Origin of the sequence: Mangrovimicrobium sediminis (genome assembly GCF_004745945.1) — a bacterium.
GTDB lineage: Bacteria > Pseudomonadota > Gammaproteobacteria > Pseudomonadales > Halieaceae > Mangrovimicrobium > Mangrovimicrobium sediminis.
This window is the reverse complement of the sequence record NZ_SRLE01000004.1, coordinates 272,128-292,891: the sequence shown is the minus strand read 5'-3', so window position 1 is coordinate 292,891 and position 20,764 is coordinate 272,128. Positions and strand designations below refer to the sequence as shown.

Sequence of the window (20,764 nt, the reverse complement as noted above, 5' to 3'; positions counted from 1 at the left end):
AGATTCAATGCACGAAGATTTACGCCAGTGTCTGTGGTTCGACACGCTGGCGGAGCAGGGCAACGCCCGGACAGCTCTGGAACAGGACATAACCGCCGATGTCGCCATCGTCGGCGCCGGTTACACTGGGCTGTGGACGGCATACCACCTGCTGCAGTTACAGCCCGACCTCTCGGTGGTCATACTCGAAGCCGAACACGTGGGCTTTGGAGCCTCGGGCCGGAACGGCGGCTGGTTGATGGGCGCCATCGAGGGCCTGGATAGCTACCTTGCGCCCTGTGATCCCCACACCCGTGCCCTCGCTCTGGGCGAAGTACACGCCATTCCCGAGCGCGCCGGCGCGGTGCTCGAGCGCGAGGGCATCGACTGCGATTTTGCCCACGGCGGGGCGGTGTATGCCGCGGCCCGCTATCCACAACAGCGGGCCCTGGCCCGCGCCCATCTCGACAGCCTGCGTGGCGCGGGCCACTCGGAGCAGGACTACCGCTGGCTCGAGGCCGACGAACTCGCGGGGCGTGTGCGCATCGCCGGGGCCAGCGGCGCGATCTATACCCCCCATGTTGCCGCAATCCAGCCCGCAAAACTGGCGGCAGGCCTGGCGACTGCTTGCGAGCGCCTGGGTGCGCGTATCTTCGAAGGCAGCCGGGTCATCGCGTCGGGCTCACAGGGGCTGCGCACATCGTCGGGATCCGTGCGTGCACCCGTGGTGATTTCCGCCGTGGAAGGCTACGGCGCTGGCGGCTGGCCGCAGGGGATGTACGTGCTGCCTTTCCAAAGCGGCATGGTCGCGACGCAACCGCTGCCCGCGGCGGTGTGGGAGGAGATGGGTTTTACCGGCCGCCCGGTATTGTCGGACTACAGCCGGCTCTCCACCTACATGCAGCGCACCGCCGACGACCGACTGGTGTTCGGCGCCCGCGGCAACTATCGCTTCGGCGGCGCGCCGATCAGCCGCTTCGACGCCAACGACCCCGCCTTCGAGATGCGCCGGGAACTCGCGCGCACGTTTTTCCCGGTGTTGCGGGAGGTCTCCTTCACGCATGCCTGGGGCGGCACGCTCGGTATTTCACGCCGGTTCGCGCCGCATGTCGTCTACGACGCGGCCAGCGGCACCGGCACCGCGGGCGGCTACACGGGGGAGGGCGTGGGCGCGTCCTTCCTGTTCGGGCAGACCCTGGCGGAGCTTATTCTCTCGCGCGATTCGCTGCGCACGCGCCTGCCCTGGGTATTGCATGGCCCCGCGGCCAGCACCCTGCGCCGCTGGGAACCGGAACCCCTGCGCTGGCTCGGCTTCAAGGCCGCCTGGAGTATTTATGGCTGGGAGGAAGCGGTGCTCAGCGGCGGCCGGGCAGGGCGCTGGCACCAACACCTGGCCAGCCTCTCGGCGCGCCTGGTCGAGCGCATATTGACACCGTGACACCGCGGCGCGCGCGAAGCCGGCCGACACCCGGGTGACGCTGCATCAACCCAGCTGGCATAATTTCGCGCGTCAACGCACAAGCAGGATACCCATGACGCAAAGCAAGCCCCCCGAGCCGTGGATGCAGGACAGCCTGCGCGAGGGCTATGCAGCCCTGGCGCGGGGCGACTTCCACGGCGCTATCGACCGCGCCCGCCGCGTGCTCACCGCCAAGCCGGACCTGCCGGAGGGACATTTCCTTGTGGGGCTGGTGGCGCAGGCCCGCGAGGACATTGGTACCGCGGTCCAGGCCTTTGGCTCGGTGACCAAGCTGGCGCCGCAGCACGGTGCCGCCTGGGCGCAACTGGCGCGCTTGTTCATGCGCATGGGGCACGTCAACCGCGCCGACGAGGCGCTGGCCCAGGCCGTGGCCCACCAGGACGGCAATCCCATGGTCGAGGATGCCATCGCCACCGTGTTCAGCCTGCTCGGCGACCAGCAGGAGGCCTCGCATTGGCTGCAGAAGGCACTGGCTCAGCAGCCGCGACACCTGCCATTCCTGATCAATCGGGCCAACAACCAGATGTTCCTCGGCGACTTCGACGGTGCCGAGCAGACCCTGCGCAGCGCGCTGCAGGTCGACCCCGGCAATGCCAACGCGCACTGGCTGTTATCCGGCCTGCGTAAGGCGACCGGGCGCGAGCACGTCGACCAGCTAAACGGCATGATCGCGAACAGCCGCAACCCGAAGGACCTTGCCTATCTGCAGTACGCCCTGGGCAAAGAGCTCGAGGACCTCGGCGACTGGTCCGCCGCCTTCACGGCCTACGCCGCCGGCGCCGCTGCCCGGCGCAGCACCCTGCACTACGACGAGGCGGCCGAAGCGGCGATGTTCGACGCCCTGCAGAACAGCCTGACCCGGGAGTGGCTGGACAGCCGCAGCGAGGGCTGCCCCGACGCCTCACCGATTTTCATCGTCGGCCAGCCGCGCACTGGCACCACTTTGGTAGAGCGTATCGTGACCAGCCACTCGATGGTGCACTCCGCGGGGGAGCTGCGGCAGTTCGATAGCGCCGTGCGTCGCCTGGTGAACTACCGCGGCCGTGCCCGCTACTCGGCGGAACTGGTGCAGGCCGCTGCGGGCATCGACGTAGCGCGCCTGGGCGAGGCGTATCTCAGCACCACGCGCGCTCTGCGCGGGGAGCTGCCGCGCTTCGTCGACAAGCTGCCGGCCAACTACCGTTTCCTGCCATTGATTCTCGCCGCGCTGCCCAACGCGAAGATCGTGCACCTGCAGCGCGACCCGATGGATGCCTGTTTTTCCAGCTTCAAACAGCTGTTCGCCGATGCCTACCCGCACTCCTACGAGCAGCGCGAGATGGGCCGGCATCACGCGCGCTACTTCCGCCTCATGCAGTGCTGGCGGGAGCGTTTCGGCGAGCGTTTTATCGATCTTTCCTACGAGACCGTGGCCGCCGACCCGGAGCCCAGCACCCGGCGCCTGATCGAGTTTCTCGGCCTGCCCTGGGAGGATGCCTGCCTGGACTTCCACCGCCAGGACGGCGCGGTGACCACCGCCAGCGTGGTGCAGGTGCGCGAAGCGGCGCACACGCGCTCAGTGGGGCGCTGGCAGCGCTACGGCGAGGCCCTGGCGCCGCTGCGGGAAACCCTGGAATCTGAGGGTATTCCGCTACAATTGCCGCGTTGAACGCCTGCCCGACACCTTGTCGCAGGTGCGCCTACCCCCAAGGTGTTAGACCTTTTCGCACCGGCCGTATTGAATTGCCACGAAGTAATCCGTAGCCTGAAATGGTCCCCATCGGAACGCCAGACTGTCCCAGGCAGCGCAGAGCCCCAGACTGAAGAACGCTGGACCGGTGGCCGAAACACATAGCTAAGGCCGATGTGTTTCGCACAACACAATGACGCCCGCAAGCAGATAGATTTCGTCCGGCCGCAAGCGCCAGACGGTGAACGTACTCGGTAACATCCCAGGGGGAGTCATGAACCTATCCGGCCGTCGCCGCGCTCCGGCGTCGCACACTTCAGCTTTTCGTTCTTCAAAAACCAACCTGGCACCGCGCGTACCGCGCAGTGCCCTGGCCCTAGCCGTTTCCTCCTCCCTGCTCGTCGGCACTGCCCACGCACAGCAGATGGAAGAGGTGATCATCACCGCGACCAAGCGCGCCGAATCCGTGATGGACGTACCCCTGGCGGTGACGGCACTGTCCGGCGACTTCGTTCGCGACGCCAACCTCGACGACGTCAAGGACCTGGTGATCTTCACCCCGGGTGTAACCGGTAACTCCAAGGACAGCTTCCTCGACTCGATCGCGGTACGCGGCATCGTCACCAACGACTTCGGCAACGGCGGTGACCCCTCCCTGGGCGTGTACAAGAACGGTTTCTACCAGGGGCGCAACGGCTCCGCCGTCACCAGCCTCTACGACCTGGAGCGCTCCGAGGTACTGCGCGGGCCGCAGGGCTTCCTGTTCGGCCGCAACTCCATCGCCGGCGCGCTCAACATCATCACGCGCAAGCCGGTACAGGGCGACCCGGACAGCTACATCGATGTGCGGGCAGGGGAGCGCGACATCTTCCGTGCCGAAGGTGGCACCAACTTCGATATCGGCGACAACTTCGCCGTGCGCGTCGCTGGCATGTACTCCACCGAGGACGGCTACGTCGACAACCAGATCACCGGTGACGACCACATCGAACACGACAAGAAGGCACTGCGCCTGACCGGCCTGTATGACGCGGGCGGTGCGCTGACCGCAACGCTGTACCTCGACTACGAGGACCGCGAGCAGTCGGGCACCATCTACCGGGCCACTGGCAAGGGGCCCGCCTACGAATTCCTCGAAAGCATCTACGGTGATATCCCTGTGCCCGGGGACGACCGTACCGTGCGCATCGACGAACCCCTCAACGGGATCATCGACAACGGCGAAGTCTGGAGCGCCGGCCTCGAACTCAACTACGACCTGGGCTGGGGTACCCTGACCTCGCTGACCGGGTACAAGGACCACGACTACCACTACACCGAGGATTTCGACGCCACCGCGCTCACCATCTTCAACTACGAGCAGATCCAGTCCGGCGATTACTTCGAGCAGGAACTGCGCATCACCTCGGAAAACGACGGCATGTTCAACTGGTATGCCGGCGTCTCCTACTACAGCGAAGAGCTTGAAACCGAGTTCCTCGGCCAGCAGGACGAAGACCTGTACTGCAACGTTTACTGGGGCGACAGCTGCCAGGGCGTGTTCGACTACTACAACAACGCCTACGGCGGCGCGTACGCCTATGTGCTGTACGACTACTGGGGCACCTACACCTGGAGCCCCAGCCCCAACAACGGCCTGGTCGATGACTGGAACCGCACCGTTGGCAAATACTCCGGTTGGGCCGCCTACATCGACCTGCAATTCCAGTTCTCCGAGACCTGGGACGCGGCCTTCGGCGTGCGCTACAACGACGACGAGAAGAAGATGAGCCAGGAAGTGCTGACCGAGCGCAACCAGAGCATTCTCGGCCAGGTGGTGCAGACCGGTTTCACCACGCCCCAGGGCCCGGTATCGGACACCCAGAGCTGGAGCAAGCCGACCTACCGCGCGGTGCTCAACTGGCACCCGGCGGACGAGGCCCTGGTGTTCGCCAGCGTGACCACTGGCTACAAGCAGGGCGGCTTCAACAGCTTCTCCGTCGATCCCGGCGGTCCGTTCAGCGGCGTGGAAGCGCTGCCGGGTGTGCATCGCCCATCCACCTTCGACGAGGAAACGGTCATCTCCTACGAGTTAGGTTTCAAGGGCACCCAGCTCGACGGTGCCAGCCAACTGGCGTTGAACGCGTTCTACTACGAGTACAAGGATCTGCAGGCGACCTGCAGCGAGCCGGGCTCGCCGGTGGTGGTGGTCTGTAACACCGGGCAGGTGGATGCGCAGGGTCTGGAAGGTACCTGGAACCTCGCTTTCTTCGAGTACTGGCGCCTCGGCCTGGGCTTTTCCTGGTTCGACAGCGAGGCGACCGGCGTAGAAGCCTTCTGCCAGAACGGCAGGGAGTGGCTGGGTGACGCCACCGCCTGCGAGGGCTCACCGCGTCCGGGGATTCCCGAGTACACCGCCTTCGCCTCGCTCAACGCGAACATCCCGGTGGGTAGCGGCGAAGTGTTCGGTGGCCTGGTGGCCAGCTGGGAGGACGGCGCGCCCTCCAACTGGGAACCGGAGAACGCGATCACCCGCGCCGCCGGCTGGCGTTACACGGGCGAGTACACCGAAGTGCAGGCCAACGCCGGCTACCGCGGTGCCGCGGGCTGGGCGCTCTCGATGTATGTCGAGAACCTGCTCGACGAGGAGTACTACGACTCGGGCAACGGTATGACTTCGGCCAGTTCACCCTACGTGCAGTCCGATATCAGCCCCAGCCGTCCGCGCACCTTCGGACTGCGCTTCAGCTACGGCCTTTGAGCGGAGTAGAGCATGGCTAAACGACGCAACATCAGCCGCCGGGATTTTCTCGGCGGCGTAGCGCTGGGCGCCGCCGCGGGCAGCTTCGGTGGTTTTTCCGGCCTGGCCAGGGCACTGGAAACCAAGGGGGAGGGGGGTTATCCGCCCTCCCGCACCGGACTGCGCGGCAGCCACCCCGGTTCGTTCGAGGTCGCCCACTCGGTGGCCTGGGGCGGTGCGAAATACCCTGTCCCCGCTATGCAGACCGACAAGACCTACGACCTCGTTGTGGTCGGCGGCGGCATCTCCGGTCTCGCCGCGGCGCACTTCTATCGCCAGAAGATGGGACCGAAGGCCAGCATCCTGGTACTCGACAACCACGACGATTTTGGCGGCCACGCCAAGCGCAATGAGTTCGATGTCGACGGGAAACGCCTGATTTGCTACGGCGGCAGCCAGTCCATCGACACCCCCGGTTCCTACTCACCGCAGTCGGCGCAAATGCTCAAGGACCTGAACATTCATACCGACCGGTTCTACGAGTACTACGACCGCGAATTCGATACGCGCAAGCACCTGGAGCGCGGCTACTACTTCAGCAAGGCTGCCTACGGCGAGGACGTGATCGCTCCGCATTTCGATGGGGCAGGGGGCGTGGAAGCCGCTGCGCACAACGCAGAGATTATCGCCCGGTATCCGCTGCCGGCAGAGGCCCGCGCTGCGCTGGAAAAACTGCTCAGCAGTGACACCAACTACCTCGCCGATACCCCGAAAGGCGAGCGCGCCGCCTACCTGCGCGGCATCACCTACCGGGAGTTCCTGCTCGACGTGGTCGGTGTGCCGGAGCCGGTCTACGTCCTGCTGCGCGACAATATCCGCGGCTGGTGGGGTGTGGGCTGGGACGCCCAGTCCGCGCTGGAAGCGGTGCGCATGGAGATGCCCGGAACGCTGCACCTGGACGTCGGCGAGATGAAACAGCGCGAACCGGAGCGCAACGAGCCCTATATTTTCCACTTCCCCGACGGCAACGCCGGAGTGGCCCGGGCGCTGGTGCGCAAGCTCATTCCCGCTGCCATGCCCGGTAACACCATGGAGGACATGGTCCTCGCGCGGGTGGATTACAGCGTGCTGGACCGCCCGGAAAACCCCTGCCGCATCCGCCTCAACAGCACGGCAGTGAACGTCCAGCACGGGCCGCAACAGAAGTTTGTGGACGTGACCTATGTGCGCGGCGGGGAGGTCGAGCGGGTGCGCGGACAACACGTGGTGATGGCCTGCTACAACGACATCATCCCCTACATCTGTCCTGAACTGCCGGCGGACCAGCGCGAAGCCATCGAGTACTCGACCAAGGTGCCGCTGGTGTACCTGAGTATCGCGGTGCGCAACTGGCGCGCTTTTGCCGAGCTCGGTTACAGCCACCTGAGCATGCCCAACCCGCAGATGATGCACTCCATCGCGCTGGACTTCCCAGTGAGCATGGGCGGCTACCAGTTCGCCGACGACCCGGACCAGCCGACCGTGCTGCACGGCTCGTTCGTGCCCTGTGTGCCGGACCAGGGCCTGCAGGCCAAGCAGCAGCATATCGCCGGGCGCCGGCAGCTTTACGAGACCACCTTCGAGCAATTCGAGGAGCATATCGTGAGCACCCTCGATGGCGCGCTCGGCAAGGCCGGCTTCGACGTGGACCGGGACCTCGCGGCGATTACCGTCAACCGCTGGCCCCACGGTTACGCCTACGAGTACAACGAGTACTCAGACCCGCCGGAATACGGCCCGCACAACGGCCCGCACCTGCTCGGCGCCCGCCAGATGGGCAGGATCTCCATCGCCAACTCCGACGCCTCGGCCTACGCGTTTGTCGATGGCGCCGTGGACGCCGCCTGGCGGGCAACCCAGGAACAGCTGAGCATCTGACCCATGGAAACCAGCGGAACCGCTCTCACGCTGGTGCCGACGGCACTGGTCTTCATCCTCGCCGTGTGGACGCGGCGGCCCATCGAGTCGCTGCTGTGTGGCGGCCTGCTCGGGCTCGTCATGCTGCACGGCACCGGTTTTGTCGGTGGCCTCGCCGAGACCTCGTTAAGGGTAATGACCGACGAGGACGTAGCCTGGGTCATCCTGGTCTGCGGATTCATGGGCAGTCTCATTGCCCTGTTGATCCGCACCGGCTCGGCGCGGGCGTTTACCAATGCGCTCGCCGGCAGGGTGCGCAGCCGGCAGGGCGCCTTGATGACCACCTGGGGCCTGGGCATTTTCATGTTCGTGGACGACTACCTGAATTCATTGGCGGTGGGCGCTGCCATGCGCGACCTCACCGACAAGTTCAAGGTGTCACGCGAACGGCTGGCCTACGTGGTGGATTCCACCGCCGCGCCGATCAGCGTGCTCATCCCGTATTCCACATGGGGCGCATTCTTCGGGGGGCTGCTGGTCGCCAACGGCCTGGCGGAGGAGGGGCAGGGGCTCGCAGTGTACATCTCCGCGATTCCCTACATGTTCTACGCCTGGACCGCAGCGCTGCTGGTACCGCTGGTGATCTGGGGCGTGATCCCGTCACTGGGGCCGATGAAAACCGCCGACGCCCGGGCCGAGGGCGGGGTAATGGTGCCGCCGGAAGCGGCGCACATCGAGGCGGCCAACCAGGCGATCAAGGTCGACAGCCACATCAAGCCGCGGGTCTGGCTGTTCGTGGTGCCCATGCTGCTGCTGGTGGGCAGCACCATGTATTTCGACAACGATTTCCTGGTGGGCATCTACATCACCCTGGGCGCGACCATGGCGCTGGTGCTGGGCATGCGCCTGCTGAACATGCACGATGCATTCGACACCACCATCGACGGTTTCAAGACCATGATCGAGCCGCTGTCGGTACTGATTGCGGCGTTTATCCTCAAGGACGTCAACGACGCGCTGGGCCTGCCGGCCTACGTCGTGAGCGCCATGGAGCCGATCCTGACCGCGGAGTTACTGCCACTGGCGATATTTATCAGCATGGCGCTGGTGTCTTTCATGACCGGCTCCAACTGGGGTGTATTCGTTATCGTACTGCCCATCGTCACCACCCTGGGTACCAACCTGGACGCCGACATGACCCTGGTGATTGGCGCGACGCTTTCCGCCAGTACCTTTGGCAGCCATGCCTGCTTTTATTCCGATGCCACCGTGCTGACCTCCCAGGCGACCGGCTGCACGCCGCTGCAGCACGCCCTGACGCAGTTTCCCTATGCCCTGATAGCGGCAGCGCTGGCGGCGCTCGCTTACCTCGGCATTGCCTTTGTCTAACCCGAACCGATAACCCGAGAGGAGTTTTACATGCGACTGATCATGACGACCTGCGCTGCCCTGATGGCAAGTTCCATCGCCTTCGCCGGCGATGCCATCACGCCGGCGGAAATGAGCAAGGAGGACATCGCGGGCAAGCTGTTCGAGAGCCCGGAGACGATCAAGACCGAGCGCAACGGCCACACCGTGCTGGATATCACCTCATTGCTGAGTTCCGACGGTAAGTTTGCGTCCGGAATGTACCAGGCCGGACCTTCACGGTGGGACATCACTGAGCCCTACGGCGTGGACGAGTTCATGTACTTCCTCGAGGGCAGCGTGAAGCTGACCTCCAGCGATGGCAGCGTGCAGACCATCGAGGCCGGGGAGGCCGTCACCATTCCCAAGGAGTGGACCGGGGTCTGGGAGACCGAGGGGTATACCAAGATCTGGGTGATTTACTCCGAGGACGGGTCCGCGTTCGAGTAACGCGTCGCTTCTCGTTTTACCTGTCGCGGGACACGCCAGGGTGTCCCGCAATTCAACTCCTTCCTGCCAGTCACGCTGTATCCGTTAAACGCATCCCAGCCGGCGGCCAGTCGGCGAATATTCCCCGGCCAGACGGCTGCCTTGGTTCGCTACAGATAGTTACAGCAGTTGTCCCTCGGAGCGCACCCAAACACGCTCAGGCCAACCAAAGACTTCACGAGGCGCCCGCATTCCGCGTACGACCCACTCAGCTTCTCGCCAATCGAACAGACGCTTAGCGGACCCGGACTGACAATCTGTCATCACTGGATGCCGCCCGTAAGGCCCGCAAACTCCCGGAAGTGCCTAAAACACCGCGTTTTACGCTGATCCCCACCCACGCCTGATTTATCCACACCTGCGCATAATATATATTATGTTAAATTAAGAATGTACACACGTATTCATCCACAGCCCTCCCTCCCTGCCTGATTCGTGCACGATGTTTTACAGGCCTAGCAGGCGCTGCCATACTTCCCCGCGATGTCAGTGCTGTAAACATTGGCCTCGTCGCGAGCGTCCCCACGACGTTGTGCTCGCAGGCGAAGCTACTCACCCGACCAATAACGAATAATTCGAATCAGGGAGAGCCATCATGTTGTATGCCTGTACCCGGCGTATCGCGCCGCACATCCTCGCGCTGTTGTGGTCTGTGTTGTTTGTTATTCCAGCCCACGCGCAGCACTCGGCCGGCAAGACCACGACACTGGGCACACGATCCCAGTTGGCCGTCGGAGTCACTTCCCAGCGATCGCCAGCGGCTGGGGCCTGGGACGCCTACGCGCGTCCGGCGGACTATCCGGGCATTGCGCGACAGCCACTGCAGTTCATCGAGACCGCCAACGGTGAACGCCTGGCGGTGCTGGTGACCCTGCCCGGCGACGCGGACGGCAACCCGGTGCCGGGGAAATTTCCGGTCATCCTCACGCAAACCGCCTATCGCATAGATCTGGGCGCCCTGCTGGGCCGCATAGAAACGTTGCCGGCAACGCTGATGATCGGTGGCGAAGACCCGTTCATGATCACCCGGGGTTACATCACCGTAGCGGTCGACGCCTATGGCACGGGAATGTCCTCCGGGGTATCCGCCTTGCTGGGCGCGGAGGAACAGGCGGGCTACGCCGCGGCGGTCGACTGGGTGACGCGCCAGCCCTGGTTTGACGGCAACATCGGCGTTGCCGGCACTTCCTACCTCGCCATCACCGCCCTGCTCACCGCGGCCCAGGGCCACCCGGCAATCAAGGCAGCGTTTGCCGAGATGCCGATGGGCGATGCCTACCGGGGCACGGTTGGCACGGGGGGCTTGATCAACGCGAATTTCATCAGCACCTGGATGACACTGACGCAGAACCTGAGCGTCGCCAACGGGCCGGCACTGCGGCGCTACCCGCAATACAGTGAACAGATTGCTGCGGCGGACGCCGACCATGTCGCCGCCGTCCAGCAGTGGTACCTGCCCACCGTAGAACGCGCTTTGGCCGGCGAGGCAGGTTACGCGTCGGACGACGGCGAATTCTGGGCGCTGCGCTCGCCGGTGGAGCTGGCGCGCGATATTCGTGTGCCAACCTTCATCATGGGCAGCGCCAACGATATCTTCCAGCGCGGCGAACCCCTGCTCTACGAGCAACTCAAGCAGCAGGTCAACAGCAAGCTGGTGATCCTGCCGGGCGCGCATGTGCAGTCGATCCTCGCTGCCGCCCAGGGAGCCAACAATTACATCAGCCGTGGCGCGCCGGCATCGGCCGAGCTGCTCCTGCGCTGGTTTGACCAGTACCTCAAGGGCATGGATACGGGCGCCGAAACCCTGCCCAATGTCACCCAGTACGTAGCCGGGCTCGGTCGCAACGACACGCCACGTTATGTAGTTTCCGCTGACTGGCCGCACCCGGGCCTGACGCCGCAGCGCTGGTTCATGAGGGGTGAGGGCCTGTCCCTGCAAGGGCCCCGGGAAGCAGACCAAAGCGCCCTGCTCTACGAGCCTGCGGCGCCCGTGGTCTCCATCAACGCCAGCGGGGACGGCCGGCACCTGCGTGGCAACGTCGAGCCCGCCGATGGCAGCGCCTGCTCTTCCAGTGCGGTGCAGTGGTCTTTGGGATTCGCCGGCCTGCTGCCCCAGGACTGCCACGAAGACAATTCCGAGGTCGAACTCGCACAGGACGCCCTTGTTTTCGAGACGCCTCCGCTGGAGGAAGACCTCTACCTGAATGGTCCGATGCAGGCGGATATCTGGGTATCGTCTGCTGCCCCTCACGCGACTGTGGCAGTACGCCTGAGTGACGTGGATCCCGCCGGCGTGGCGCGACCGATCACGACCGGCCTGCAGTCCGCGGCCTACCGCGCCCTGGACCCGACCCGCTCTCGTTTCGTGAAGGGCATCATGATGCAGCCCTGGCATCCGTTTACCCAGGCGTCATTGCAGCCCTTGATTGCGAACGAGCCGGTACGAGCTTCGGTGGAACTCTTCCCGGCGGCCGCACTGATCCGTGCGGGCCACCGACTGCGCGTTTCGATCAGTGCGAGCAACCAGGTCCAGGGCATCTGGCCGCTGGACCAACAAATGCTGGTGACGGCCAATGCGCTGCGTGTGCACTATTCAGCGACCTACCCCTCCAGTGTTGTACTGGCGGTAGTTCCTGGTGCGCAGATGGGCTTTTGAGGAAACCTCGGAGGAAGTTTGGAAAGTAACTTCAACTAATTGAAATTACAGACTTTATCGGGTGGCATCAGGACGGGAGTCGGGAGTTCTTCGCACTCTTTTTCCTGCTCCTGCTCCTGCTCCTGGTCCTGGTCCTGGTCCTGGTCTTGGCCATTGGGCGGTGTGGGAGGCGCAAAACACCAGGTGTCACGACCGCCCTGCTTGGCCTGGTACATGGCGAGGTCGGCCCGGTGCACGAGATGGGCCGCGTCCGGGTGCTGGGGCTCGAAGATAGCAATGCCCACGCTGGCGCCGATTCGGGCACTCTCCCCATTTTCCAACTCGATCGGCTTGTGGACGCGGCGGAAGAGTTTGTTGAGTACCGGCGACACTTTCGCCTGTTCGTAGGCACCCTCCAGCAGCAACACGAACTCGTCGCCGCCGAGGCGTCCGGCGTAGTCGGTCATGCGGCAGATTTCCCGCAGGGTCTGGGCGACGTACTTCAGCACGGTGTCCCCCGCGGCGTGGCCGTGGGTATCGTTGACCTGCTTGAACAGGTCCAGGTCGATCAGCATCACGGCAAACACGGCGGATGGATCTTTCCTGGCCTCGACGATCATCTGCTCCAGGCGCTGCTCGAAGCCCAGGCGATTCCCCAGTTCGGTCAGCGGGTCGGTCAGGGCAAGCTTGCGCGCCGCCTCCTCCGCGTATTTGCGTTCGGTAATATCGTTGACGACGCCCTGTATCATGCCGTCTTCCATCGGCGTCAGCACCACGTCCACCCAGCGTCCGCGGCCACCGCCATTGCGGCGTTGAATCTCGAAATCCAGGTTGACGGAGCTGTCGCCGAACTGGCACTGCCCGAACACCTCACGGACACCCGGGTTCTTGGCACAGATCGCCTCCAGCAGGTTGAAGCCATCGCCGCGCAAGTCTTCTGGTCGACGCGGAAGATCAGCGAAGCGCGCGAAGGCGGGGTTCCAGGACACCAGTATGCCTTCGCGGTCGACCTGGAAGATGCCGGTGGCAGCGTTGTCGAAAATCGCCCGGAAGCGGCGCTCCTCGACCTCCCGCTGCATGCGCAACTGGCGCTCGTCGGTGAGGATATTGACCAGGTAGTCGATCAGCGCGTTGACGTCGCTGACCAGCTGGCCGATTTCATCCTGTTCGTTGCCGTGCGGGAACTCGAGCTTTTCCCCGGTCTCCGCACGCAGGCCGTGCAGGCGCGAGGAGATAATCGTAATCGGCCGGGTGATCAGGCGCACCACGACCAGGATCGTGCCGATGGCAATCGCGGTCGCCAGCAGCGACACCGCCAGCACCACCCAGCGGCGCGCCTGCGTGATGCGGCTCTGGATCTCCCTGCCGTCCGGGACTACCACGATGTGGCCGATGATCTCGTTCGCGTCGAAGGGCGAGCGGATCTCGCGCTCAATGGCCTCGTAGCCGTGCTCCCCGGTGGCGTTGATATCGACATAACCCTCGAGTTGCTTCGACTGGGTGGCCAGTTGCTCGCCATCCGCTTCAATGACCACGCCGTTGATGGTCGCGTTCTTCATCAAACCACTGGCGACTTCCCGCGCCAGTTCACGATCCTGCAGGAATGCGGCGATACCGACCGTACTCTCCACTGTGCTGAGCAATTCCTCCAGCCGGTCATGCTGTCGCGATTCTTCCTGGTGCTGGGTGACCGTAATGACAACGCTGAGGAAGACGCCGCCCACCACGAACACGATCAGCAGCATGAAAGCCGAGCTGCGCAGTGCGAGGCGGGTGTGCATCATATTGCCGAACATCATGGCTGTCCTGCGGGCAGGCGGAAGACGATCAGCACGTTGCCGCTGACCTCGCTCTCGTCGAGGTAACCCAGGGCGCCACGGTTGCTGGCGACGGTTTCCAGCACCTCCTCACGGCTGCCCATCTGCCGCGGCGGCGAGGCGCGACCGGTAAACACCAGGCGTGCCCAGTAGGAGTTGATCTCGGCGATGGTCTTGTCCACCAGCCGCTTGTAGAAGCGCTCGCGCGCGTCGGCGAGGTCTACCGGGAAGGCGATGACCCCGGAAGAGAGTTTCTGGTAGCGCCCCATGTAGATGTTGATGACCTCGTTCTGGCTGAGTTCGGTCACCCCGCTTTCGGGGTTCGCGATAACTACCAGTTCGGCCAGTGCCGGCTTCGCCGCGAAGGTGGCGAGAACCAGGAAGATAGCGACGATTACTCTGCTCATGCTCGGGCCGCCGTTAGAAGATGAAGTCGACGGTCAGGCTGAAAACATCGGCGTCTCCATCCCAACCCGGTTTGACATCGCGCCAGTACGAGGGGTAGCCCTCGCTCTGGATGTGTTCCACCTGCAGCTTCAGCGCCGCCTTTGGCATGAAGTCGAAGCGCACTCCCCCTTTCCAGCTGTGTTGTTCCCAGTCCGTCGACTCGATCAGGAGCTCGCCGGCGAAATACAGCGGGTTATCTGGCGAAAGGTCGACGCTGTCGTCGAAGTTGTACAGCCAGGTGCCGGTGTAAATCAGGTAGGGCGTGAACTGGCCGATGCGGTAGCCGAGCAGGCCCAGCAACTGGTAGTGATCGGAGATCATGCGCTTGTTCGACTGGCTCAGGTTGGCCAGGAACTGGGCCTGCAGCCCGCCGTTGTCGTAGGCCACGCTGTAGTTGACGTTGTAGGTGTCTGAGCCGGCGATGTCGAAGTCGTTGGCGAACCCCGGAGCGAGCGGGTCGTCGGTCGCCCGCAGCAGGTCGGTAAACGTCGAGTACGGTGGCGGCAGGGAGTTCGGGTTGTGGTAGAGGCTGGCGCCAATCCGGTGTGACCAGTTGCGGGTCTGCAGCCCAAGATGTGCACCATAGGCCTCGATGCCCTTTAGGTCGAACAGGTCCCCGTCATCCAGTAGCGGCAGCTTTTCATCGGCCTGGCCCACGTAGAGCTTGAACGAGGCGATAGTCTCGCCAAAGGCATGGCGTACCTCGATATCAGCGCCGTCCAGGTGGGAGAACTGCAGGGCGCCGAAATACTCGATGGGCGGCCGGACCCACAGGTAGGAGTAGCCGATATTGCGCGAGTCGGCGAGCATGTAGGCATCCCAGCCGAGGCGGCCAGCGCGCACCGCCACATCCGGAGTGAGCTGGTATTTGATGAACGCCCAGGAAACGCGCGGCTGGAAGGTATCGTCGTAGCTGTAGCGACTGACTCCCTGGATGACCGCCTCGAATTTCTCGTTCGGGCGATAGGCGAGCTGCAGGCCGACCATGGAGTCCGTGGCGGTCTCCCACCCGGTTGCCCCCTTGGGCTGGCCGAGGTCGCGAATAAAGCCGGCGTTGTCCGTGGTGTTGTAGACGGCGCCCAGCGTGCCGAAGCCCTGGACCGAGAAAGGATTCATGGCCACGGCACCACTGCCAGCAAGCATGAGAATCAGGGTGGCGAAGGCGAGAATGCCCGTGCGTCCGGCAGCCAACATCGTTACTCCTCAAAACCAGGGTGAGCGCGTATGCTGTTGTTTTCGGCCTGAATTGACGGAAATTGAGGCCGTCGCTGGGGAGGAAAACAAATTGCGTGACAGTTTTGTGGCCCGGTTCTCTACCGGTGACGCGCAGGGGCGTGTCGAAGAAATCTCTCTTGGGCAAGAAAATACGCGAGAATAGCTAGATAATAGATTGATATTAATGGATTTTAGGTTCGAGAAATCAGGGCTTTCATGGGTGAGCTGATCGTCAACGCCAGGGTCTTCGACGGTGAGCAAATGGTCGATGCCGCGGGTGTCCTGCTCGCCGAGGGGCGGGTCCAAGGAGTACTGTCCGCGGACAAGCTGCCGGAGGATTGCCCGCGCTTCGACCTCGCGGGCGGCACCCTGCTGCCCGGCTTTGTCGATTTACAGGTCAACGGCGGCGGTGGCGTACAGTTCAACGATGCGCCCACGGTCGAGTCCCTGGCCACGATTGCCGCGGCGCACCGCCGGTTCGGTACTACCGGCTTCCTGCCCACCCTGATCAGCGACAGCTATGCAAAGATGCGCGAAGCCGCCGCCGCGGTGGATGCCGCGATTGCCGCGGACATTCCCGGTGTACTGGGCATCCACTTCGAAGGGCCCTTCCTGAATCCTGGGCGCTGCGGCATCCACGACCGCGGTCACCTGCGCCCTCCCGACGAGGAGGGTCTGTCCATCCTGTGCGCACCGCGGCGGGGTGTGACCCTGGTGACGCTGGCACCGGAAGTCTGCGACGCGCAGGTCATCAGCCGCTTGCACAGGGCCGGTGTGATCGTCGCCGCCGGGCACACCGAGGCCAGCTATGAGCAGGCCCAGGCCGCCATGGACGCGGGATTGCGCGGATTCACACACCTGTATAACGCCATGAGCCCACTGGCCAGCCGCGCACCCGGTGCGGTGGGTGCAGCGTTGGGCGACGATCGCGCCTGGTTCGGTATCATCGCCGACGGCCACCACAGTCACCCCGCCGCGCTGCGTGTCGCCCTGCGCGCCAAACCCCCGGGCGGTGCGCTGCTGGTCACCGACGCCATGGCCACGGTGGGCGCCGAAAACAAGCGGTTTACCTGGAACGGTGAACAGATCGAGGCGCGTGGCGGCTGCCTGCGCACCGCCGCGGGCACCCTCGCCGGCTCCGACCTGGACATGCTCTCCGCGGTGGACAACGCGGCGCGCTTCGCCGACATCGACTGGTTCGAGGCCGCGCGCATGGCCTCCCTCTACCCGGCTACTGCGCTCGGCCTGGAGGCGGAACTGGGTTGCATCCGCCCGGGCGCACGGGCCTGTCTGCTGGCCCTGGACGACGCGCGGCGCCCGTTGCGGGTGTGGGTAGACGGCCGCGGTTATACCCCCTCCCGGGCCTGAACTTTTCCGCTCCCGGGGAATCTCAGGAAAGCCCGACAGGCGCTTGAACCGCGCCTCGCCGGGGAGTACCTTTAGCTGTATTTCCTTGAATTTTCGGTAACTTCGATTTGAATATGCACGCCTTTCCCGCCGTTCGGGGCCTGATGCGCTCCAGCCTTTTCGCGCTCGGCCTGTCGCTGTTCGCTCTCCCCGCGGCCGCCAGCATTGACTACACCGATGCCCAACGCGACACCATCGCCGAACTGGTGGAGCAACTCGAGGAGCGCCACTACTCGAAGCAGCACTATGATGACACCTTGTCCGCCCAGCACCTGGACGCGTACATCGATGCCCTGGATGGCGGCAAGATGTTCCTCACCGCCGCGGACATCGCCGAGTTCCAGAAGTACCGCACACAGATGGACGATCAGCTGCCCAAAGGCAACCTGGATGCCGGCTACGCTATCTTTAACCGCTTCCAGGAGCGCCTCGAGGCCCGCCTGCAGGGTCTGATCGACGACATGCCGGCGCTGGTGGCCGCCATGGACTTCACCGTGGACGAGAACTACGAACTCGACCCGGAGGCCCGTGAATGGGCGTCCAGCGCAGCCGAACTCGACGACCGCTGGCGCAAGCACCTGAAGAACCAGGTGCTCAGCCTGCGCATGGCGGACAAGCCCGCCGAGGAAATCCCGGAAACGCTGGTCAGCCGCTACCGCAACCAGCTCAAGCGGGTGAAACAGTACAACAGCCACGACGTGTTCCAGATCTACGCCAATGCGCTGACCGAGCTGTACGACCCGCACACCAATTACTTCTCGCCGCGCCGCTCGGAAAATTTCAACATCAGCATGAGCCTCTCGCTGGAGGGCATCGGCGCCCTGCTACAGTCTGAGGACGAGTTCACCAAGGTCTCGCGCCTGGTGCCCAAGGGCCCCGCGGACAAACAGGGTGAGCTGCACCCCTCGGACCGCATCGTCGGTGTTGCCCAGGGCGACGACGGCGAAGTGGTGGATGTTATCGGCTGGCGCCTGGACGACGTGGTCGACCTGATCCGCGGACCGAAAGGCTCCACCGTACGCCTGCAGGTCATCCCGGCGAAATCCGCCGCCACCGACGAGCGCAAGATGATCACCATCGTGCGCAACGAGGTGAAACTTGAGGAACAGGCCGCGCAGAAGAAAATCCTCGAGATCCCCAACGGCGACCAGACCCTGCGTATCGGGGTTATCGATATCCCGGCTTTCTATATCGACTTTGAAGCCATGCGCCGCGGCGACCCGGAATACAAGAGCACCACCCGCGACGTCAGCGTGCTGCTCGACGAGTTGCAGTCCGAAGGCATCGACGGGCTGGTCATCGACCTGCGCAACAACGGCGGCGGTTCCCTGCAGGAGGCCAACGAACTCACCGGACTGTTCATTGAGTACGGCCCCACCGTGCAGATCCGCCACTCCTCACGCCGGGTATGGCGCGACGGCAAGCGGGTCAAGAGCGGTTACTACGAGGGCCCGCTGGCGGTGCTGATCAACCGCCTGTCCGCCTCTGCTTCGGAGATTTTCGCCGGTGCCATCCAGGACTACGAGCGCGGACTGATCGTCGGTGACCGCTCCTTCGGTAAGGGCACGGTGCAGACCCTGGTGCCGCTTACCGAGGGTCAGCTGAAAATCACCGAGAGCAAGTTCTACCGCATCTCCGGCGACAGCACGCAGCACCGCGGCGTCATCCCCGACGTCGAGTTCCCCTCGCTGTACGACGATTCCGAAATCGGCGAGAGCGCGCTGGACCACGCCCTGCCCTGGGATCAGATCAACCCGGTGCGCCACCGCCGCTACGACGACCTGAGCACCGTGCTGCCGCGACTCACCGAGATGTTCCAGGAGCGCAGCCAGCACAACCCGGACTTCATCTTCCTCGAAGACCAGATCGATCTCGCCGCGCAAACCCGCGACCTGAAGGAACTGCCGCTCAACGAGGCCAAGCGTATTGCCCTGCGCGACAAGCAGAAGGCGGACGCCCTGGCGATCGAGAACAAGCACCGCGTGGCCATCGGCGAAGAGCCCCTGAAGGAGCTTGAAGAGGAGGCCGACGAAGAGGATGGCGACAGCCTCGCAGCGGCCGAAGAGGCCGCAGAGGAAGATGCCGACGCTGAAGCCTCCGAAGAGGAAGCGGACGATGTCCTGCTGTCCGAGGCCGGCAATGTACTGGTCGACGCCCTGGTGCTGAAGCAGCAGCGCTACGCCATGCACACCCCGGAGCAGCCCGAGAATTAAGCCGGTTCGGCACCCCCGCCGAACCAGGCCAGGGAATCGCGCAATTTCACCACGTCGCCGACGATGATCAGGGTCGGCGCACGTGGCTGTTCCCGCTCCACGATCGCCGGCATGTCCTGCAGGGTACCCGCCAAAACCCGCTGCTCTGCGAAGGTTGCGCGTTCCACCAGCGCCACAGGCGTTTCCGGCCGGCGGCCGTGGGCGATAAGCTGCGCGCAGATCTCCGGCAGTCCCACCAGCCCCATGTAGAACACCAGCGTCTCGTTGCTCGAGCGGAACGATTCCCAGGGCAGGTCCAGGCTGCCATCGCGGCGGTGCCCGGTGACAAAACGCACGGACTGGGCGTGGTCGCGGTGGGTCAGTGGAATCCCCGCGTAGCAGGCGGCACCCGAGGCGGCGGTGATTCCCGGCACCACCTGGAACGGCACCTGGTGCGCCGCCAGTTGGTCGATCTCCTCTCCCCCGCGGCCGAAAATGAACGGGTCACCGCCCTTCAGGCGCACCACGCGGTTGCCGGCCAGCGCCAGTTCCAACAATAGCTGGTTGATCTGCTCCTGCGGCACCGCGTGGTCGTCTCGCTGCTTGCCGACATAGATCATCTTCGCGTCGCGGCGCGCCATTTCCAGAATGGGTTCGGATACCAGGCGATCGTAGAGGACGACATCGGCGCTCTGCAGCAGGCGCACCGCCTTGAAGGTCATCAGGTCCGGGTCGCCGGGTCCGGCACCGACGAGGTAGACCTCACCGGTGTACAGGCGTTCGGTATCCGCCAGCCGCTCCTCGAGCATGGCCTGGGCGCGCTCCTCCCGCCCTACCAGCACCTGCTCGGCGATGGCGCCCTCCATCACCTGCTCCCAGAACAGGCGGCGCGGCGTATCCGCCGGAATCGCCGTCTTGACCGTATCGCGCAGCCGCCCGGCGAAACGCGCCAGGCGACCGTAGGCTGCGGGTACGAGGGATTCGATCTTGCGGCGCATCAGGCGCGCCAGCACCGGGCTTTGGCCGCTGGAGCTGACCGCGATGATCAACGGGTCGCGATCGACGATCGAAGGGAAGATAAACGTGCACAGGTCCGGCGAGTCAACCACGTTGACCGGCAGGCCCCTGGCCGTTGCGTCGCGCGAGACCTGCGCGTTCACCGCGGACGAGGGCGTCGCCGCGACTGCCAGCGCGCTGCCTTCCAGGTCCGCGTCCCGGTACTCCCCTTCGCGCCAGTGCCCGCCGTGTTCGGTCAGCAATTGCGTCAGCCCCGGCGCGATGTCCGGCGCCACCACCTGCAATTGCGCGCCGGCCCGCGCCAGCAGGCGCGCCTTGCGTGTAGCCACCGTGCCGGCACCCACCAGGGTGACCCGGGCACCATGCAGGTCCAGGCAGACGGGCAGGTAGCGCAT

At 64.4% G+C, this 20,764-nt stretch carries 13 protein-coding genes; 9 read left to right on the top strand and 4 right to left on the bottom strand.

From position 1 onward, the window contains the following. Positions 1-7: 7 nt before the first annotated feature. The 7 genes from E4634_RS04715 to E4634_RS04685 all read left to right on the top strand — a co-directional run bounded on the left by E4634_RS04715 (position 8) and on the right by E4634_RS04685 (position 12,295). Positions 8-1,417, top strand: a complete 1,410-nt coding sequence (locus E4634_RS04715; protein WP_135441437.1) for an NAD(P)/FAD-dependent oxidoreductase — start codon at positions 8-10, stop codon at positions 1,415-1,417. Between the two features lie 94 nt (positions 1,418-1,511). Further along, positions 1,512-3,107: a tetratricopeptide repeat-containing sulfotransferase family protein gene (locus tag E4634_RS04710; protein ID WP_135441436.1), complete on the top strand. Its 1,596-nt coding sequence runs from the start codon at positions 1,512-1,514 to the stop codon at positions 3,105-3,107. Between the two features lie 295 nt (positions 3,108-3,402). Beyond that, positions 3,403-5,868: a TonB-dependent receptor gene (locus tag E4634_RS04705; protein ID WP_240725086.1), complete on the top strand. Its 2,466-nt coding sequence runs from the start codon at positions 3,403-3,405 to the stop codon at positions 5,866-5,868. A gap of 12 nt (positions 5,869-5,880) precedes the next feature. After that, positions 5,881-7,764: an NAD(P)-binding protein gene (locus E4634_RS04700; protein ID WP_135441435.1), complete on the top strand. Its 1,884-nt coding sequence runs from the start codon at positions 5,881-5,883 to the stop codon at positions 7,762-7,764. Between the two features lie 3 nt (positions 7,765-7,767). Beyond that, positions 7,768-9,132, top strand: coding sequence for a Na+/H+ antiporter NhaC family protein (locus tag E4634_RS04695; RefSeq protein WP_135441434.1), 1,365 nt, complete (start codon positions 7,768-7,770; stop codon positions 9,130-9,132). 30 nt (positions 9,133-9,162) lie between these two features. Further along, the gene (locus tag E4634_RS04690) at positions 9,163-9,600 is read left to right on the top strand and encodes a cupin domain-containing protein (protein ID WP_135441433.1); all 438 of its coding nucleotides are present in this window, start codon (positions 9,163-9,165) and stop codon (positions 9,598-9,600) included. A gap of 634 nt (positions 9,601-10,234) precedes the next feature. Beyond that, positions 10,235-12,295 (top strand): CocE/NonD family hydrolase, encoded by a 2,061-nt coding sequence (locus E4634_RS04685; RefSeq protein WP_135441432.1) that lies wholly within the window; start codon positions 10,235-10,237, stop codon positions 12,293-12,295. Between the two features lie 35 nt (positions 12,296-12,330). Here E4634_RS04685 and E4634_RS04680 read toward each other — a convergent pair whose 3' ends face one another. From E4634_RS04680 to E4634_RS04670, 3 genes are read right to left on the bottom strand one after another with little or no spacing between them, the layout of a single operon-like run. Further along, on the bottom strand, positions 12,331-14,073 hold the full coding sequence (locus E4634_RS04680; RefSeq protein ID WP_135441431.1) for a sensor domain-containing diguanylate cyclase: 1,743 nt from the start codon (positions 14,071-14,073) through the stop codon (positions 12,331-12,333). After that, the gene (locus tag E4634_RS04675; protein WP_135441430.1) at positions 14,070-14,498 is read right to left on the bottom strand and encodes a type 2 periplasmic-binding domain-containing protein; all 429 of its coding nucleotides are present in this window, start codon (positions 14,496-14,498) and stop codon (positions 14,070-14,072) included. Before E4634_RS04675 ends, E4634_RS04680 begins: the two co-directional genes overlap by 4 nt. A gap of 13 nt (positions 14,499-14,511) precedes the next feature. After that, on the bottom strand, positions 14,512-15,732 hold the full coding sequence (locus E4634_RS04670) for a hypothetical protein (RefSeq protein ID WP_135441429.1): 1,221 nt from the start codon (positions 15,730-15,732) through the stop codon (positions 14,512-14,514). A gap of 237 nt (positions 15,733-15,969) precedes the next feature. Here E4634_RS04670 and nagA point away from each other — a divergent pair, with 237 nt between their 5' ends. Together nagA and E4634_RS04660 are read left to right on the top strand one after the other, a co-directional pair. After that, positions 15,970-17,121: an N-acetylglucosamine-6-phosphate deacetylase gene (gene nagA, locus E4634_RS04665; RefSeq protein WP_135441428.1), complete on the top strand. Its 1,152-nt coding sequence runs from the start codon at positions 15,970-15,972 to the stop codon at positions 17,119-17,121. Between the two features lie 143 nt (positions 17,122-17,264). Beyond that, a complete protein-coding gene (locus E4634_RS04660; RefSeq protein WP_240725085.1) occupies positions 17,265-19,373 on the top strand; it encodes a carboxy terminal-processing peptidase in 2,109 nt (702 codons plus the stop codon). Here the strand turns inward: E4634_RS04660 and cysG are convergent. Then, the gene (gene cysG, locus E4634_RS04655) at positions 19,370-20,764 is read right to left on the bottom strand and encodes a siroheme synthase CysG (protein ID WP_135441427.1); all 1,395 of its coding nucleotides are present in this window, start codon (positions 20,762-20,764) and stop codon (positions 19,370-19,372) included. The two genes, E4634_RS04660 and cysG, sit on opposite strands and share 4 nt — an antisense overlap.

Coding starts and splice junctions, on each gene's coding strand:
- E4634_RS04715 (WP_135441437.1), top strand. CDS start 8: ATGCACGAAGATTTACGCCAGTGTCTGTGGTTCGACACGCTGGCGGAG.
- E4634_RS04710 (WP_135441436.1), top strand. CDS start 1,512: ATGACGCAAAGCAAGCCCCCCGAGCCGTGGATGCAGGACAGCCTGCGC.
- E4634_RS04705 (WP_240725086.1), top strand. CDS start 3,403: ATGAACCTATCCGGCCGTCGCCGCGCTCCGGCGTCGCACACTTCAGCT.
- E4634_RS04700 (WP_135441435.1), top strand. CDS start 5,881: ATGGCTAAACGACGCAACATCAGCCGCCGGGATTTTCTCGGCGGCGTA.
- E4634_RS04695 (WP_135441434.1), top strand. CDS start 7,768: ATGGAAACCAGCGGAACCGCTCTCACGCTGGTGCCGACGGCACTGGTC.
- E4634_RS04690 (WP_135441433.1), top strand. CDS start 9,163: ATGCGACTGATCATGACGACCTGCGCTGCCCTGATGGCAAGTTCCATC.
- E4634_RS04685 (WP_135441432.1), top strand. CDS start 10,235: ATGTTGTATGCCTGTACCCGGCGTATCGCGCCGCACATCCTCGCGCTG.
- E4634_RS04680 (WP_135441431.1), bottom strand. CDS start 14,073: ATGATGTTCGGCAATATGATGCACACCCGCCTCGCACTGCGCAGCTCG.
- E4634_RS04675 (WP_135441430.1), bottom strand. CDS start 14,498: ATGAGCAGAGTAATCGTCGCTATCTTCCTGGTTCTCGCCACCTTCGCG.
- E4634_RS04670 (WP_135441429.1), bottom strand. CDS start 15,732: ATGTTGGCTGCCGGACGCACGGGCATTCTCGCCTTCGCCACCCTGATT.
- nagA (WP_135441428.1), top strand. CDS start 15,970: ATGGGTGAGCTGATCGTCAACGCCAGGGTCTTCGACGGTGAGCAAATG.
- E4634_RS04660 (WP_240725085.1), top strand. CDS start 17,265: ATGCGCTCCAGCCTTTTCGCGCTCGGCCTGTCGCTGTTCGCTCTCCCC.
- cysG (WP_135441427.1), bottom strand. CDS start 20,764: ATGCGCTACCTGCCCGTCTGCCTGGACCTGCATGGTGCCCGGGTCACC.